13 protein-coding genes are annotated in these 14,096 nt (G+C 73.8%); 5 read left to right on the top strand and 8 right to left on the bottom strand.

Annotated elements, in window-relative coordinates:
- Positions 1-30 precede the first annotated feature (30 nt).
- From IH44_RS0117685 to IH44_RS0117675, 3 genes are all read right to left on the bottom strand, one after another.
- Entirely contained in the window at positions 31-1,785 is a 1,755-nt protein-coding gene (locus IH44_RS0117685) for an ATP-binding SpoIIE family protein phosphatase (protein WP_081966942.1), read from the bottom strand.
- A gap of 52 nt (positions 1,786-1,837) precedes the next feature.
- Positions 1,838-2,575 carry a class I SAM-dependent methyltransferase gene (locus IH44_RS0117680; protein WP_232794984.1) on the bottom strand — a complete coding sequence of 246 codons (738 nt, stop codon included), beginning with the start codon at positions 2,573-2,575 and terminating at the stop codon, positions 1,838-1,840.
- Positions 2,576-3,001: 426 nt separating this feature from the next.
- Positions 3,002-5,983, bottom strand: coding sequence for an AfsR/SARP family transcriptional regulator (locus tag IH44_RS0117675; protein WP_063759634.1), 2,982 nt, complete (start codon positions 5,981-5,983; stop codon positions 3,002-3,004).
- 211 nt (positions 5,984-6,194) lie between these two features.
- On the opposite strand from IH44_RS0117675, the gene IH44_RS0117670 reads away from it, so the two are divergent.
- A complete protein-coding gene (locus IH44_RS0117670; protein WP_030460552.1) occupies positions 6,195-6,401 on the top strand; it encodes a hypothetical protein in 207 nt (68 codons plus the stop codon).
- A 75-nt stretch (positions 6,402-6,476) separates the two neighbouring features.
- Here the strand turns inward: IH44_RS0117670 and IH44_RS0117665 are convergent, their stop codons facing one another.
- Positions 6,477-8,138, bottom strand: coding sequence for a fumarate hydratase (locus tag IH44_RS0117665; RefSeq protein WP_030460551.1), 1,662 nt, complete (start codon positions 8,136-8,138; stop codon positions 6,477-6,479).
- 160 nt (positions 8,139-8,298) lie between these two features.
- Between IH44_RS0117665 and IH44_RS0117660 the strand changes: the two genes are divergently transcribed.
- Entirely contained in the window at positions 8,299-9,027 is a 729-nt protein-coding gene (locus IH44_RS0117660) for a DUF1707 domain-containing protein (protein ID WP_051817014.1), read from the top strand.
- Between the two features lie 243 nt (positions 9,028-9,270).
- Entirely contained in the window at positions 9,271-9,621 is a 351-nt protein-coding gene (locus IH44_RS0117655; protein WP_030460549.1) for a WhiB family transcriptional regulator, read from the top strand.
- Between the two features lie 221 nt (positions 9,622-9,842).
- Here the strand turns inward: IH44_RS0117655 and glpX are convergent, their stop codons facing one another.
- Positions 9,843-10,883 (bottom strand): class II fructose-bisphosphatase, encoded by a 1,041-nt coding sequence (gene glpX / locus IH44_RS0117650; RefSeq protein WP_030460548.1) that lies wholly within the window; start codon positions 10,881-10,883, stop codon positions 9,843-9,845.
- A 193-nt stretch (positions 10,884-11,076) separates the two neighbouring features.
- Between glpX and IH44_RS0117645 the strand changes: the two genes are divergently transcribed.
- Positions 11,077-11,604: a DUF4245 domain-containing protein gene (locus IH44_RS0117645; RefSeq protein ID WP_232794983.1), complete on the top strand. Its 528-nt coding sequence runs from the start codon at positions 11,077-11,079 to the stop codon at positions 11,602-11,604.
- A gap of 128 nt (positions 11,605-11,732) precedes the next feature.
- Here the strand turns inward: IH44_RS0117645 and IH44_RS0117640 are convergent, their stop codons facing one another.
- Both IH44_RS0117640 and IH44_RS0117635 read right to left on the bottom strand, forming a co-directional pair.
- Positions 11,733-12,326: a malonic semialdehyde reductase gene (locus IH44_RS0117640; RefSeq protein ID WP_030460546.1), complete on the bottom strand. Its 594-nt coding sequence runs from the start codon at positions 12,324-12,326 to the stop codon at positions 11,733-11,735.
- Positions 12,327-12,461: 135 nt separating this feature from the next.
- Entirely contained in the window at positions 12,462-12,701 is a 240-nt protein-coding gene (locus tag IH44_RS0117635; RefSeq protein WP_030460545.1) for an exodeoxyribonuclease VII small subunit, read from the bottom strand.
- A 73-nt stretch (positions 12,702-12,774) separates the two neighbouring features.
- On the opposite strand from IH44_RS0117635, the gene IH44_RS0117630 reads away from it, so the two are divergent.
- A complete protein-coding gene (locus tag IH44_RS0117630; protein WP_030460544.1) occupies positions 12,775-13,257 on the top strand; it encodes a GNAT family N-acetyltransferase in 483 nt (160 codons plus the stop codon).
- Here IH44_RS0117630 and IH44_RS0117625 read toward each other — a convergent pair.
- A complete protein-coding gene (locus tag IH44_RS0117625) occupies positions 13,188-13,892 on the bottom strand; it encodes an RNA polymerase sigma factor (protein ID WP_051817013.1) in 705 nt (234 codons plus the stop codon). The two genes, IH44_RS0117630 and IH44_RS0117625, sit on opposite strands and share 70 nt — an antisense overlap.
- Between the last annotated feature and the right edge of the window lie 204 nt (positions 13,893-14,096).

Genomic DNA, 14,096 nt, shown 5'->3' with positions numbered 1-14,096 from the left:
TGTCCGGCGGGTCTTGCCGGGCGGCAGGGTCTAACGGGTCAGCCGCTGCTCGAACCAGACCACCTTGCCCGTCCCCAGCCGGGTCGCCCCCCAGCGGTCCGCGCACCGGGCCACTATCTGCAGGCCCCGCCCGCGCTCCTCCTCCGGCCCGGCCCGGCGGGTGCGCGGCAGCGCCGGCGAGTCGTCGCCGACCTCGCAGCGCAGCAGCGAGGTGCGCACCAGCCGCAGCGTCACCGGCCGGGTGGCGTGCTGGATCGCGTTGGTGACCAGCTCGCTGACCATCAACTCGCAGCTCTCCGCCAGGTGTTCCAGCCCCCACCGGCGCAGCGCGTGCCCCGCCAGCCGGCGCGCCCGGCCCGGCGTCTCGTGCCGCGGCTGCAGGTGCCAGTGCGCCACGTCCTCGGCCGGGATGCCGTCGAACGCCGCCGCCAGCAGCGCGATGTCGTCCGCCCGGTCGCCCGGCGGCAGGATCCGCAGCGCCTCCTGGCACAGCTGCTCCGGGGTGAGCCGGTTGCCGCCCGCCAGCCGGGCCCGCAGCAGCTCCAGGCCGGTGCCCAGCGGGCGGCGCCGGGTCTCCACCAGGCCGTCGGTGAACAGCAGCAGCGCCGAACCGGGCGGCGCGGGCAGCTCCACCGAGGAGAAGTCCACCCCGCCGACGCCGATCGGCGCGCCCGGCGGCAGGTCCAGCAGCTCGCTGGTGCCGTCCGGGCCGATCAGCACCGGCGGCACGTGCCCGGCGTTGGCGATCCGCACCCGGCCCGCGATCGGGTCGTACACCGCGTACACGCAGGTCGCCAAGTGGTGTTCGCGGCCCAGCCGTTGGGCCTGCTCGTCGAGGTGGTACAGCACCTCGTGCGGCGGCAGGTCCAGGCCCGCCAGGGTCTGCGCCGACGTCCGCAGCTGGCCCATCACGGCCGCCGAGGTCAGCGAGTGGCCCATCACGTCGCCGGTGATCAGCGCGACCCGGTTGCCCGGCAGCGGGATCGAGTCGTACCAGTCGCCGCCGACCTGCGCGCCCCGCTCGCCCGGCAGGTAGCGGTGCGCCAGCCGGACGCCGTGCGGCTGCGGCAGGTGCGCGGGCAGCATCGAGCGCTGCAGCTCGTCGGCGATCTCCCACTCGCGGGTGTAGCGCAGCGCGGTGTCCACCGCCAGGCCGCCGTGGGTGGCCAGGTGCGCGGCGGTCGCCGCGTCGGCCGGGTCGAAACAGGCCGGGGCGCCGTCCGGACGCGGGCGGCGCACCAGCAGCAGCATGCCGAGCGCGGCCTGCCGCCCGTGCAGCGGCAGCGCCAGCAGCGCCGTCCCCGCCGCCAGCCGGCCCAGCGCCCGCGCGCCCAGCAGCTCGGCGGCCAGCCCGCCCCGGCGGGCGTCCAGCACGGTCGGGGAGCCCGGGGCGCGGCGGGCCAGGGCACGCTCCAGGTCGCCGCCGGGCGGCACCGGGCGCACCCCGGCCCGGCGGCCCAGCCTCGTCCCGCAGGTGTGCCGCACCCGCAGCGCCCGCGGCGGGCCCGGGTCGCGCTCGACGTCCGGCAGCGGGTCGCGCACCAGCACCACCAGGGCGTCCGCGAGCGCCGGGACGAGCACCCGGCCCAGGTTGCGCAGCGTCGCGCCCAGGTCCAGCGAGCTGTTGATCCGGCGGGCCGCCCGGTCCAGCGCCGCCAGCCGCTCCGCCAGCCGCCCGGGCACGCCGGGGCCCGCCCCGTCCGGCCCGTCCCCGTCGGGCGGCGGGTGCCGCTGGACGGGAACGGCGGGCGGCTGCCCCGCCAGGGGCTCCAGGTGGTCGCGCACGGGCTGCCCGATCTGTGCAGATGTGGTCTCGGGGACGGAAGCCGACGCCTCGTCAGCCGGTGCGCCGACAGCGCAGGTACAGCTGGGTCTCCGGCGGCTGCGCCGACCCGGCGGGCGCGTACGACTGGCTGTCCACCGCCTCCACCGCGAAGCCGCCCCGCTCCAGCAGGCCGGACAGCTCCTCGCGCAGGTAGCCGCTGACCCGGATCTCCTGCTCCAGGAACGGCAGCGGCGCGTCGTCCAGGTCCGCCTCGACCATGCCCAGCGCCAGCAGGCCGCCCGGACGCAGCAGCCCGCGGATCCGGCCGAGGGTCTCGGCGATCTCGGCCCGGGGCAGCATCAGCAGCGAGAAGAACGCCGTCGCGGCGTCCAGCGAACCGTTCCCGTCCGGGCCCAACTCCGGTACGCCCCACAGGGATCCGGCGCTCTCCAGGCCCAGGTCCAGGACGTCCATCCGGTGGAAGCCGGCCCCCGGGACGGCCGCCCGGGCCTGCGCCAGCATGCCCTCGGACAGGTCGACGCCGGTCACCCGCAGCCCGCCCCCGGCCAGCTGGCGGGCGGTCGGCTCACCGGCCCCGCAGCCCACGTCCAGCACCCGGGCACCGGCCGGGAGTTCGGCCAGCAGCCAGTCGCCGCACGCCAACTGCCCGGCCCTGGCCGGAAACACCTCCTGGTAGCGGGCCCCGACCGTGTCGAACACGGCGGCCTGCCGGGCCCGCTCGGCCCGGCGCACACCCGCCGCGGACGCCCGGTCGGCGTCGGCGGCGGCAGCGGTCTGTTCGTCCGTCACGATGATCTGGGCACCTCTCCCGCGCGCGTCCTGCCCTGCCCGTCGTGGCTCGCACTCCACTCCCGACCCTGGCCTTCGAGAATAAACGCGATCACCGCACCGTGGAGTCCGTTTCCGGCCAACTCGGGTGCCGTTGGGCGCTTATCGCCCGCCAGGGGAAGCACACCGGGGCCCGCGACGGAGCGCGCCACCGCACCGCACGCCGCATGGCGCACCCCCGCCACCGCCGTGACCTGCGCCGACGCCCGGTCAACGCCCTTGCCGCGGACGTTTATCGAACGTCAATCGCCACCTGTCAGAGTCTTCTCAGCGCCGGGGAAGCGTCAAGGCGTTCCCGCAGCCGGGGGGCTGCGGGGACGCCGACGCTCCGGGGGGAACGGGCTTCCGCCAGGGGGGACCAGGGGGGTACCACGGGGGAGCGGAAGCCTACGGCGCGACCGGGGGAAGAGGGGGAAGGGAAGGCTCGGTGTGCCGAGAAGCGATGAGGTCCTGCACGGGCTGGGCCTCGGGCACACCGAGCCGCGTGAACACCGTGAGCGCCTCCTGGAGACACGCCAGCCCGCGCGAGGGCTGCCCCAGCTCCAGGAGCGCCTCGCCCAGCGCCGCGTTCGCCATCCCCTGGCAGTACGCGGCCTCGATCTCCTGGGCGATCGACAACGACTCCTCGGCCGCCCGGGCCGCTGCCGCGAACTGACCGTCCGCGAGCAGGCAGGCCGCCAGCCTGGCCAGCGAGTAGCCCTCCCAGATCGGGTGCTGGTGCTGCCGGTACAGCTGGTGCGCCTCCCGCAGGTGCACCGCCGCCTCGCCGGGGGAGCCGGTCGCCCGCAGCACCACGCCCAACTGGTAGAGGGTGTCGGCCAGGCACGGCACGTTCCCGGACGTCCGGGCCGCCGCCACCGCGGCGCGCGCCGACTCCTCCGCCTCCGCGTGCCGGTCCAGGCCGACGTAGGCGCGGGCCATGTTGCCGAGCAGCCGGGCCTCGCTGATCGGCGAGTCGAAGTGGCGGACCGCCTCCTGCGCCTGCTCGTAGAACGGCAGCGCCTCGCCCGGCCGGCCCGCCATGAACAGGACGATCGCCAGCGCGTTCGTCGTGACCAGCCGCAGCACGGTCGGGCGGTCGACGGGCTGCAGCTCCAGGCTGCGCGCGAACCACTGCTCGGCCTCGGCGAGTTCGCCGCCGATCCGGTGGATCTGGCCGAGCACGGAGTGCACGCAGGCCAGCGCCCGCGGGTCCTGCTGCGCGGCGGGACTCGCCGAGGCGGCCCGGAGCATCGCCAGTATCCGGGGCACCAGGGTGGGGTCCTCGGCCACCGACACCAGGCTCTGCAGGATGTCCAGCGCCGGGTGGAGCAGCGCCAGTGGGGCGTTCGCGGCCACCTCGACGGCGCTCAGCAGCACGGAGACCTCCGAGCGCAGCCAGTCGCGCGCGGTGCCGTTGTCGGGGAACGCCTGCCCGGCCGCCTCGGCCCGGTGCAGCGGCTCGACCGGTTGGTCGTCGGGCTCCATCACCCGCAGCGCGTTCTGCATGGTGGCGTCCAGCAGGTCGAGCAGCCGCAGCAGCGCCGCCTGCTGCTGCTCCTCGTCCCCCAGCTTGGCGTTCTGCCGCTGCGCGTACAGGCGCAGCAGGTCGTGGTAGCGGTAGCGGCCGGGGGTGAAGCACTCCAGCATGTTGGCCTCGACCAGGGCCTCCGCCAGGTCCTCGGCCTCCTGCTCGGCGGTGCCGAGCAGCGCGGCGACGGCGGACAGCGGCAGGTCGGGGGAGTCCACCAGGGCGAGCAGCCGGAACGCCCGGGCCTCCTCCGGCCGGAGCTGGGCGTAACCGAGCCCCAGGGTGGTCTCCACGGCGAGGTTGCCGAGCTGGAGCTCCTGGAGCCGGTTGCGCTGGTCCGCTAACCGGCGGGCCAGGTCGGAGACGCTCCAGCGCGGACGGCTGGCCAGCCGGGCGGCGGCGATCCGGACCGCCAGCGGCAGGAACCCGCAGGAGGTCACCACCTGCAGCGCGGCCTCCGGTTCGGCGCCGACCCGCTCGGCGCCGACGATCGCCGAGAACAGCGCCAGCGCCTCGTCCGGGGTCAGCTCCTCGATGTCGACCAGGTGCGCGCCGGGCAGTTCGGCCAGCCGGGAGCGGCTGGTCACCATCACCGCGTTGCCGGAGACGCCGGGGATCAGCGGCCGCAACTGCCCGGCGTCGCGGGCGTTGTCGAGCAGGATCAGCATCCGCTTGTCGGCCAGCAGCGAGCGGTACAGCGCGGCGCGCTGGTCCAGCGAGTCGGGGGCGTCGGGCGCGCCGAGCGCGTGCAGGAAGTCGCCGAGCACCACGGCCGGGTCGGCGGGGGAGGCGCCCGCGCCGCGCAGGTCCACGTACAGCTGCCCGTCCGGGAAGTCCGGCCGCAGCGAGTGCGCCACGTGCACCGCGAGGGTGGTCTTGCCGACGCCGCCGATGCCGGCCAGCGAGGTCACCACGACGGCTTGGCCGGAACCCGCCCTCAGGACGTCCCGCAGCTCGCCCACCATCTTGCTGCGGCCGCTGAAGTCCGAGACGTCGGCCGGGAGTTGGGCGGGGGGGACGAACGCGGGCGATTCCTCGGCGGCCTTCGGCGGGGCGGCCGGGGGCGCCAGCAGCTCCGGGTCGCCGGCCAGGATCCGGGCGTGCATCGTGGACAGCCCGCCGCCCGGCTCCACCCCGAGCTCGTCGATCAGCAGCTTCCGGGTGTCCGCGTACACGCCCAGCGACTCGGCCTGCCGGCCGCTGCGGTACAGCGCCAGCATCAGCAGCTCGCGCAGCCGTTCGCGCAGCGGGTACGCGGCGGACAGCGAGTTCAACTCGGCCACCACGTCGGCGTGCAGGCCGATCTCCAGGGCCAGCGCGCAGCGCTCCTCGGCCACCGCGAGCTGCCGCTCGGCCAGCCGGGTGCGCTGGGCGTCGGCGTACGGTCCGGGCACGCCGGGCAGCGGACGGCCGCGCCACAGGTCGAGCGCGGCCACCAGGGTGTCGTGGGCCGGGCGCAGGCCGCCGTCGGCCCGGGCGGCGGACGCCTCGGCGACGCGCCGCTCGAAGACGGCCAGGTCGAGGGCGTCGGCCGGGATCCGCAGCGCGTAGCCGTCGGTCATCGAGACCAGGACCTCGGAGGGCGTGCGGGCGGCCCGGTTGGGCTCCAGCACCGAACGCAGCCGGGAGACGTAGGTGCGCAGTGCGGCCACCGCCTGCGGCGGGGTACGGTCTCCCCAGATGCCGTCCACCAGGTCGTCGGTGGTGACCGGACGGCCCTCGCCGAGCAACAGGGCCACCAGCACTGCCTGCTGCTGCGGTGATCCGAGCGCCAGCGGCGCGCCACCGCGCCACGCCTGGACAGGGCCGAGCACTTGGAACCGCAACGCCTCGGCGGAGCGCGTGTCCTGATGCTCCATGTCCTCCCCTGTGGCCGATGTACCGTCTGTTCCCCGCACTGCCGCCGGTCGTGTGGGGGCGTCAGCTTATGAGGAAGCGCGCAAACGTCCACCAAGCGGATGCGCGGTGCGACGTTTATAAGACATTTAGCGGGCCCTACGATACTGTCCGCGCGCCCGAGGACAGTCGTCCGGGTGATCGAACCCTCTCAGCTGAAAGGCGGCCCGCCCCATGGCCGACGAGACCACCACCGCTGTTCCCGAGACTGAGCAGACCCCGGCCCCGGTCGAGCACACCGCCGCCGCCACCGACCCGAATGCGATCGAGCACGCCCTCGAGGTGCTGGCCGAGCAGCCCGTCGAGGCGCCCGTTCCGGCCAAGGACCCCAAGGACGACGAGGTCTTCGAGCCGCTCGGCACCGTCACCAACTGCCCGTGACCGCTGTCCGCACCGCCAGAACGAGCCCCGACCCTCACCGGCCGGGGCTCGTCCCGTTTCAGCGCACCACCGGCGTCACTGCGCCGAGCGCACCCGCAGGTTGGTGATCAGCGGGCCGTCGGTGACCTCGGCGAAGAAGTCGTTGCCCTTGTCGTCCACCACGATGAACGCCGGGAAGTCCTCCACCTCGATCCGCCAGACCGCCTCCATGCCGAGCTCCGGGTACTCCAGCACCTCGACCTTCTTGATGCAGTCCTGCGCGAGCCGGGCCGCCGGGCCGCCGATCGAGCCCAGGTAGAAGCCGCCGTGCTCGTTGCACGCCTTGGTGACCTGCTTGGAGCGGTTGCCCTTGGCCAGCATCACCATCGAGCCGCCCGCCGCCTGGAACTGGTCGACGTAGGAGTCCATCCGGCCGGCCGTGGTCGGGCCGAACGAGCCGGACGCGAAGCCCTCGGGGGTCTTCGCCGGGCCCGCGTAGTACACCGGGTGGTCCTTCAGGTACTGCGGCATGCCCTGGCCGGCGTCGAGGCGCTCCTTGATCTTGGCGTGCGCGATGTCGCGGGCCACCACCAGCGTGCCGGTGAGCGAGAGCCGGGTCTTCACCGGGTACTTGGACAGCTCGGCGCGGACCTCGGACATCGGGCGGTTCAGGTCGATCCGCACCACGTCGTCGTTCAGGTGCTCGTCGGTGGTCTCCGGCAGGTACTTCGCCGGGTCGGTCTCCAGCTGCTCCAGGAACACGCCCTCGGCGGTGATCTTGCCGAGCGCCTGGCGGTCCGCCGAGCAGGACACCGCCATCGCGACGGGCAGCGAGGCGCCGTGCCGCGGCAGCCGGATGACGCGGACGTCGTGGCAGAAGTACTTGCCGCCGAACTGGGCGCCGATGCCGATCTTCTGGGTCAGCTCGAAGACCTTCTGCTCCAGCTCCAGATCGCGGAAGCCGTGCCCGGTCCTCGCGTCGCCGCCGGTGGGCAGGTTGTCCAGGTAGTGCGCGGAGGCGTACTTCGCGGTCTTCAGGGCGAACTCGGCGCTGGTGCCGCCGACCACGATCGCCAGGTGGTACGGCGGGCAGGCCGCGGTGCCCAGCGAACGGATCTTCTGCTCCAGGAAGTTGAGCATCGACGCCTCGTTGAGGATCGCCTTGGTCTCCTGGTACAGGTACGACTTGTTGGCCGAGCCGCCGCCCTTCGCCATGAACAGGAACTTGTAGGCGTCCCCGTCGGTGGCGTACAGCTCGATCTGGGCCGGCAGGTTGTTGCCGGTGTTCTTCTCGTCCCACATGGTCACCGGCGCCATCTGCGAGTACCGCAGGTTCAGCTTGGTGTACGCGTCGAACACGCCGCGGGCGATCGCCGACTCGTCCTCGCCGGAGGTCAGCACGTGCTGGCCGCGCTTGCCCATCACGATCGCGGTGCCGGTGTCCTGGCACATCGGCAGGATGCCGCCGGCCGAGATGTTGACGTTCTTCAGCAGGTCCAGCGCCACGAACCGGTCGTTCGGGCTGGCCTCCGGGTCGTCCAGGATCCGGCGCAGCTGCGCCAGGTGCGCCGGGCGCAGGTAGTGCGAGATGTCGTGCATCGCCTCGGCGGTCAGCAGCCGCAGCGCCTCCGGCTCGACCTGCAGGAAGGTGCGACCGCCGGCCTCGAACGTCGAGACCCCCTCGGAGGTGAGCTTGCGGTACGGAGTGGAGTCCGTGCCGAGCGGGAGCAGGTCGCGGTAGGCGAACTCTGGGGCCATGAGGAGATCCTTCGGTTCTTTCGGCTTCGTCGACGAGGCACCCTCCAGGTTAGGCGCACCCGTCGCGGCCCCGGCGCCCAGGTTCGCCTGCGTGACCGGCGTCACGCCCATTGCGTCGAACCGCCGTTCGGTTCGCGGGCGGGCTCGCTAGGCTTGTGACGTGGACAACTCTCCCGAGCAGGACCCGCGGGGCAAGTCGCCCGCCCCGCTGCCGAAGAACGAGCCCGCCCAGGCCCCCGGCACCGACCTGGCCGCCGAACTGCGCGCCTCCGACGCCGACCGCGAGCGCGTCGCCGAACTGCTCCGCGACGCGTACGCCGAGGGCCGGCTCACCGTCGACGAGCACGCCGAACGCATCGAGGCCGTCTACAACGCGCGCACCTTCGGCGAGTTGGAGCCCCTCACCCGCGACCTGCCCAGCCACCCCGGGCCGATCCGGCACAACCTCACCAAGGCCCCGCTGGACGCCCCGGCCCCCGCCCCGCAGCCCCCGCTCCCCCCGGCCCGGGCCGAGGCCCCCACCATGGTCGCGGTGTTCGGCGGCGCCGCCCGCAAGGGCCGCTGGCGGGTCGGCTCGCACCTCAAGGCGGTCGCCGTGTTCGGCGGCATCGAGATCGACCTCACCGACGCGGTCTTCGAGTCCCCCGAGGTGGTCATCGAGGTGGTCTCGGTGTTCGGCGGCGTCGAGATCCGGGTCCCCGAGAACGTCAGCCTGCACGGCGGCGGCGCCGGGGTGTTCGGCGGCTTCGAGGTCCGCGAGCAGACCTCCGCCGACCCGTACGCGCCGGTGGTCCGGGTCAAGGGCGCCGCGGTGTTCGGCGGCGTCGAGGCCAAGCCGCGGCGCGGCAAGAAGCTCAAGGAATGGGTGCGCCGACAGCTCGACGGCTGACCTGCGGGATCGCCGTCGGGGCGTCAACTCGCCCGGCGGCACTCGCCGTTGCTCCGAGTGCAGGGTGTAGTCGATTGCGTGCGGTGTGCATGAATCCCGGGGCGGCGGGGTAGTTCCCCTCGCACATCGTTCCTGTACGGCTGTGACCCCGCGGGTCGGCGACGGTGCCACGGCGAGGGAGCACGGGGCAGTCGGGCAGGAGGCGAGATTGTCCCCGAGCCTTGAGCCTGGTCAGGAGTTACCGTGCTGCATCCGATCGAGTCCAGCGCCACCGCCGCCGCCCGCCGCCCGGCGGCCCAGCCGGACGTGGACGACAACCCCTGGCACACCTCGGCCGCCTGCCGCAGCGACGAGGCCGGGCTGTTCTTCGCCCCCTCCAAGGAGCCGACCGCCGCCCGCCTCGCCCGCGAGGAACAGGCCAAGCGCGTCTGCGCCCGCTGCCCGGTCCTGCTCGAATGCCGCGAACACGCCCTCGCCCAACCCGAGCCCTACGGCGTCTGGGGCGGCCTCACCGCCGCCGAACGCCGCGTCGTCCTCACCCGCCGACGCCGCCGCGACACGGAGATCCGCGTCCCGGCCCGCATAGCGGGCTGAAACCCCGCGAGCGCACGAAAGCAGGAAGCGCACCGACAGGGGCGCGGAAAGAACTGCCGCGCCAGGCCCTGCGCAAGCAGGGGCGCGGGGAACTGCGCGGCCAACCGAGCACCCACAGCCAGATCGCCTCGTAGGACAGCCACTTGCACCATCCCGCGACCTCGCTGACGTGCGACTCCCGCCGCGCGCAGTTCCCCGCGCCCCTGCCTTCGCGCTCCGCGCTAGTTCGCCCGGTCGAAGTCGATCGCGCTGTACGCCCGCAGCTTCGCCAGCTTGTGCGTGGAGTCGATCCGCCGGATCGTCCCGCTCTTGGAGCGCATGACCAGCGACGAGGTGGTGGCGGTCTCCTGGCGGTAGTGGACGCCGCGCAGCAGTTCGCCGTCGGTGATGCCGGTCGCGACGAAGAACACGTTCTCGCCGCTGACCAGGTCGTCGGTGGTGAGGACGCGGTCCAGGTCGTGCCCGGCGTCCAGCGCCTTCTGCCGCTCGGCCGCGTCCTTGGGCCACAGCCGGCCCTGGATGACGCCGCCCATGCACTTCATCGCGCAGGCGGCGATGATGCCTTCGGGGGTGCCGCCGACGCCCATCAGCAGGTCGACGCCGGTCTCCTCGCGGGCGGCCATGATCGCGCCGGCCACGTCGCCGTCCGAGATGAACTTGATCCGGGCGCCGGCCTCGCGGATCTCCCGGACCAGGCCGTCGTGCCGGGGCCGGTCCAGCACTACGACGGTGACGTCCTCGACGGCGGAGCCCTTGGCCTTGGCGACCCGGCGGATGTTGACCGCGGGCGGGGCGGTGATGTCGACGTAGTCGGCGGCCTCGGGGCCGCAGACCAGCTTGTCCATGTAGAAGACCGCGCTGGGGTCGAACATGGTGCCGCGGTCGGCGACCGCGAGGACGGCGACGGCGTTGTTCATGCCCTTGGCGGTGAGGGTGGTGCCGTCCACCGGGTCGACCGCGACGTCGCACTCGGCGCCGGTGCCGTCGCCGACCCGTTCGCCGTTGTAGAGCATCGGGGCCTCGTCCTTCTCGCCCTCGCCGATGACGACGATGCCGTTCATCGAGACGGTGGAGACGAGGGTGCGCATGGCCTTCACGGCCGCGCCGTCGGCGCCGTTCTTGTCGCCCCGGCCGACCCAGCGGCCGGCGGCCATCGCGGCGGCCTCGGTGACCCGGACCAGTTCGAGGGCGAGGTTGCGGTCGGGCGCCTCCGGAGCGACCTCCAGGGCGGAGGGGAGGTGGTGCGGGTACTGCGTGGTCATCGTCGTTACCTCTCTGTACGCGACGGCCAGTCAGCACCGGGACACGGAGTGGCACCGGCGCTGCGATGAGGGTTGCTGCGATCGTATCGGCAGGTGGAACGGGTGTCTGTGGCGCACTCCTCGCCCGCCCCCCGCCCGCCCCCGTCCGGTACCGGTGCGCGGCGTCCGCGTAAGCGCCGCCTACCATGGGCGGGTGGCAGGCAACAGCAGCAAGAGGGGCCGTCAGACGGTACGGGACATGGTCCTGTCGATGGCGGCGGTCGGCGTCGTGGTGGTGGTCGCGTACTTCTCGATCCCCAGCGCGGACGGCAAGGGCGGCGCCCACGCGGTGCCGTACCAGGTCGAACTGGCGTCGGCGAAGCGGGCCGCGCCGTACCCGCTGCTCGGGCCGCAGCAGCTCCCGGACGGCTGGAAGGCCACCTCGGTGAGCTACAGCCCGAACGACAAGGGCCACGCCGCCTGGCACCTGGGCCTGAGCACCGCCTCCGGCCAGTACGCGGCGATCGAGCAGAGCAACGGCAGGTCCGAGGACGTGGTGGCGCAGAACGTGCCGGGCGCCAAGCCGGACGGCACCGCCACGGTGGCCGGCCAGGAGTGGCAGCGGGTGCAGGGCGACCGCTACCGGGCGCTGGTCCGCCCGGCCGGCGACACCGGCACCACGGTGCTCACCGGCACCGCCTCGTACGAGGAGCTCGCCCGGCTCGCCGAGACCCTGGGCTGAGCCCCCGGCCCCTGGAAACCGCCGGAGCGGGGACGACCGCCGGAGCGGGAACGAGCACGCGGAAGGCCCCCGCCGGGGAACGGCGGGGGCCTTCGCTGTCACCGGGTCCGGGACGCGGGTCGGACGGTTCAGATGGTGGTGACGACCTGGTCGTACTCCAGGCGCGGGCCGCGCGGGAACCAGGCCTCCTCGCCGGGCTTGCCGATGTTGACCACGGTCAGCACGGTGTGCTCGCCGTCGCCGAAGAACTCCTTGTTCAGGCCCTCGGCGTCGAAGCCGGTCATCGGGCCGGCGGCCAGGCCGGCGGCGCGGACGCCGATGATGAAGTAGGCGGCCTGCAGCGCGGCGTTCAGCGCGGCGGAGGACTCGCGGACCGGGCGCTCGGAGAAGAAGAGGTCCTTCGCCTGCGGGAAGTGCGGCAGCTGCGAGGGGAGCTCCTCGTGGAACTCGTTGTCGGCGGCCAGGATGGCGACCAGCGGGGCGGTGGAGGTCTTGGCCTTGTTGCCGTCCGCCATGTGCTGGACGAGGCGGGCGCGGCCCTCCTCGGAGCGGACCAGGACGATGCGCAGCGGCTGCTGGTTGAAGGCGGTCGGGCCGAACTTCACCAGGTCGTAGATCGCCTGGACCTGCTCGTCGCTGACCGGCTCGTCCGAGAAGGTGTTGGCGGTGCGGGCCTCGCGGAAGAGCAGGTCCTGGGCGGCGGCGTCGAGTGCCAGGGTCATGTCGGTGTCCTACCTCAGAGCTGGGGACGGGGGTCCGGCTGGCGGCGGGGTGCCGCACGCTGAGGTCCAACTTCGATGAAACTTAAACGATTCCCGGACGCCGGGGTGACGTGCCTCACAATCGCGCCGGGTCCGTCACTCGGCGGCGGGCTCCTCGGCGGCCAGCGCCGCGTCCAGCCGGGCCCGGGCGCCGTCCAGCCAGCGCTGGCAGACCTTCGCCAGCTGCTCGCCGCGCTCCCACAGCGCCAGCGACTCCTCCAGCGTCGTCCCGCCGGTCTCCAGCCGCCGGACCACCTCCAGCAGCTCGTCCCGCGCCTGCTCGTACCCGAGCGCCTGCTCCGGACCGGCTTCCCGCTGCCCCTGCTGATCTGCCATGCCGCCCAGGGTAGGCGCTGCCCCCGACAAACCCGTTGCGCCCCGCCCCCCGCCCCGCCCTACCCTGCCCGGCATGAGCACCCCACGCCCGGCCGTCCCCGCGGACGCGGAAGAACTGGTCGAACTCCGCGCGCTGATGTTCGAGTCCATGCAGGGCGAGGCCCGCCCCGGCCCCTGGCAGCGCACCGCCGCCGACCTGCTGACCGCCCAACTCGCCGCCCCGGAACGGCGGTTGCAGGCCTACGTGATCGACGACCCGGAGCGTCCCGGACGGCTGCTCAGCTGCGCCGTCGGCACCCTGGAGCAGCGGCTGCCCGCCCCCGGCCACCCCGAGGGCCGGTTCGGCTTCGTCTTCAACATCTGCACCCGCCCCGAGCACCGCGGCCGCGGCCACGCCCGGGCCTGCACCGAGGCGCTGCTCGCCTGGTTCGACGCCGCCGGCGCCACCCGGATCGACCTGCACGCCACCGAGGGCGGCGAGACGCTCTACCGCAGCCTCGGCTTCCAGGAGCACTCCACCGCGCTCTCCCGCCAGCGCCCGCCGGCCACCGCCTGACCCACCGCCTGACCCGCCGCCCCGACCGCCCGCCGCCGGTCCGCCCCCGTCGGCGCGGGCCGGACCGGCAGCGGGGCGTCCGCGGCCAGCGAGCGGCGCAGGTTCAGCCGGGCCCGGTAGGTCAGGGTCTTCACGGCGCCGACCCGCAGCCCGATCCGGTCCGCGATCTCCACCGAGCTCAACCCGTCCCAGTAGCGCAGCCGCAGCACCGCCCGCTGACGCTCGTTCAGCACCGCCAGCGCCACGCCCACCCGCTCGGCCTCCGCCGCCGCGATCACCGCTTCCTCCACCCGCACCCCCGAATCCAGGTCGGCGAACACCGCCACCGCCGACTCGCGCCGGGTGGAGCGCCGTTTCTCGTGGTCCAGCAGCACGTTGCGGGCGATGGTGAACACCCACGCGCCGAGATCCGTACCCGTCCAGTGGAAACCGCGGATTCCCGCCATCGCGCGGACGAAAGTGTCCTGGGCCAGGTCCTCGGCCAGCGGGCGGTTCCCGGTCCGGCGCAGCAGGAACGCCAGCACCGCGCCGTGGTGGCAGCGGTAGATGTCCGCCCAGGCCTCGCGGTTCCCGGACTTCGCGGCCTCGATCAGCGCGGGCGTCACCGCCGGTGGCTCCGCCGGGGGGACGTCCATGCCAAACCTCCGGAAATGCCGGAAATGGGAAGGCCGTCACACTAGGACCCGCTCCGACCCGGTGCAACCAGTTCACGGAAAAGCACCGGGAACCCCGGCCGATTTCCGCGCGGAGGGGGGCTCGCGGGCAATTCCGCGAGCCGGTTCCGAACGGCCGACGGGCCGTCAGTCCCCCGCCGCCCCCGCCCCCGACCCGTCCCCGGC

The sequence above is a fragment of the Kitasatospora sp. NRRL B-11411 genome (assembly GCF_000721345.1).
GTDB classification, from domain to species: Bacteria; Actinomycetota; Actinomycetes; order Streptomycetales; family Streptomycetaceae; genus Kitasatospora; species Kitasatospora cineracea.
The sequence above is the reverse complement of the archived record's forward strand: the minus strand, read 5'-3'. Positions and strand labels throughout refer to the sequence as shown.

Coding starts and splice junctions, on each gene's coding strand:
- IH44_RS0117635 (WP_030460545.1), bottom strand. CDS start 12,701: ATGGCAGATCAGCAGGGGCAGCGGGAAGCCGGTCCGGAGCAGGCGCTC.
- IH44_RS0117665 (WP_030460551.1), bottom strand. CDS start 8,138: ATGGCCCCAGAGTTCGCCTACCGCGACCTGCTCCCGCTCGGCACGGAC.
- IH44_RS0117625 (WP_051817013.1), bottom strand. CDS start 13,892: ATGGACGTCCCCCCGGCGGAGCCACCGGCGGTGACGCCCGCGCTGATC.
- IH44_RS0117675 (WP_063759634.1), bottom strand. CDS start 5,983: ATGGAGCATCAGGACACGCGCTCCGCCGAGGCGTTGCGGTTCCAAGTG.
- IH44_RS0117670 (WP_030460552.1), top strand. CDS start 6,195: ATGGCCGACGAGACCACCACCGCTGTTCCCGAGACTGAGCAGACCCCG.
- IH44_RS0117640 (WP_030460546.1), bottom strand. CDS start 12,326: ATGACCCTGGCACTCGACGCCGCCGCCCAGGACCTGCTCTTCCGCGAG.
- glpX (WP_030460548.1), bottom strand. CDS start 10,883: ATGACCACGCAGTACCCGCACCACCTCCCCTCCGCCCTGGAGGTCGCT.
- IH44_RS0117630 (WP_030460544.1), top strand. CDS start 12,775: ATGAGCACCCCACGCCCGGCCGTCCCCGCGGACGCGGAAGAACTGGTC.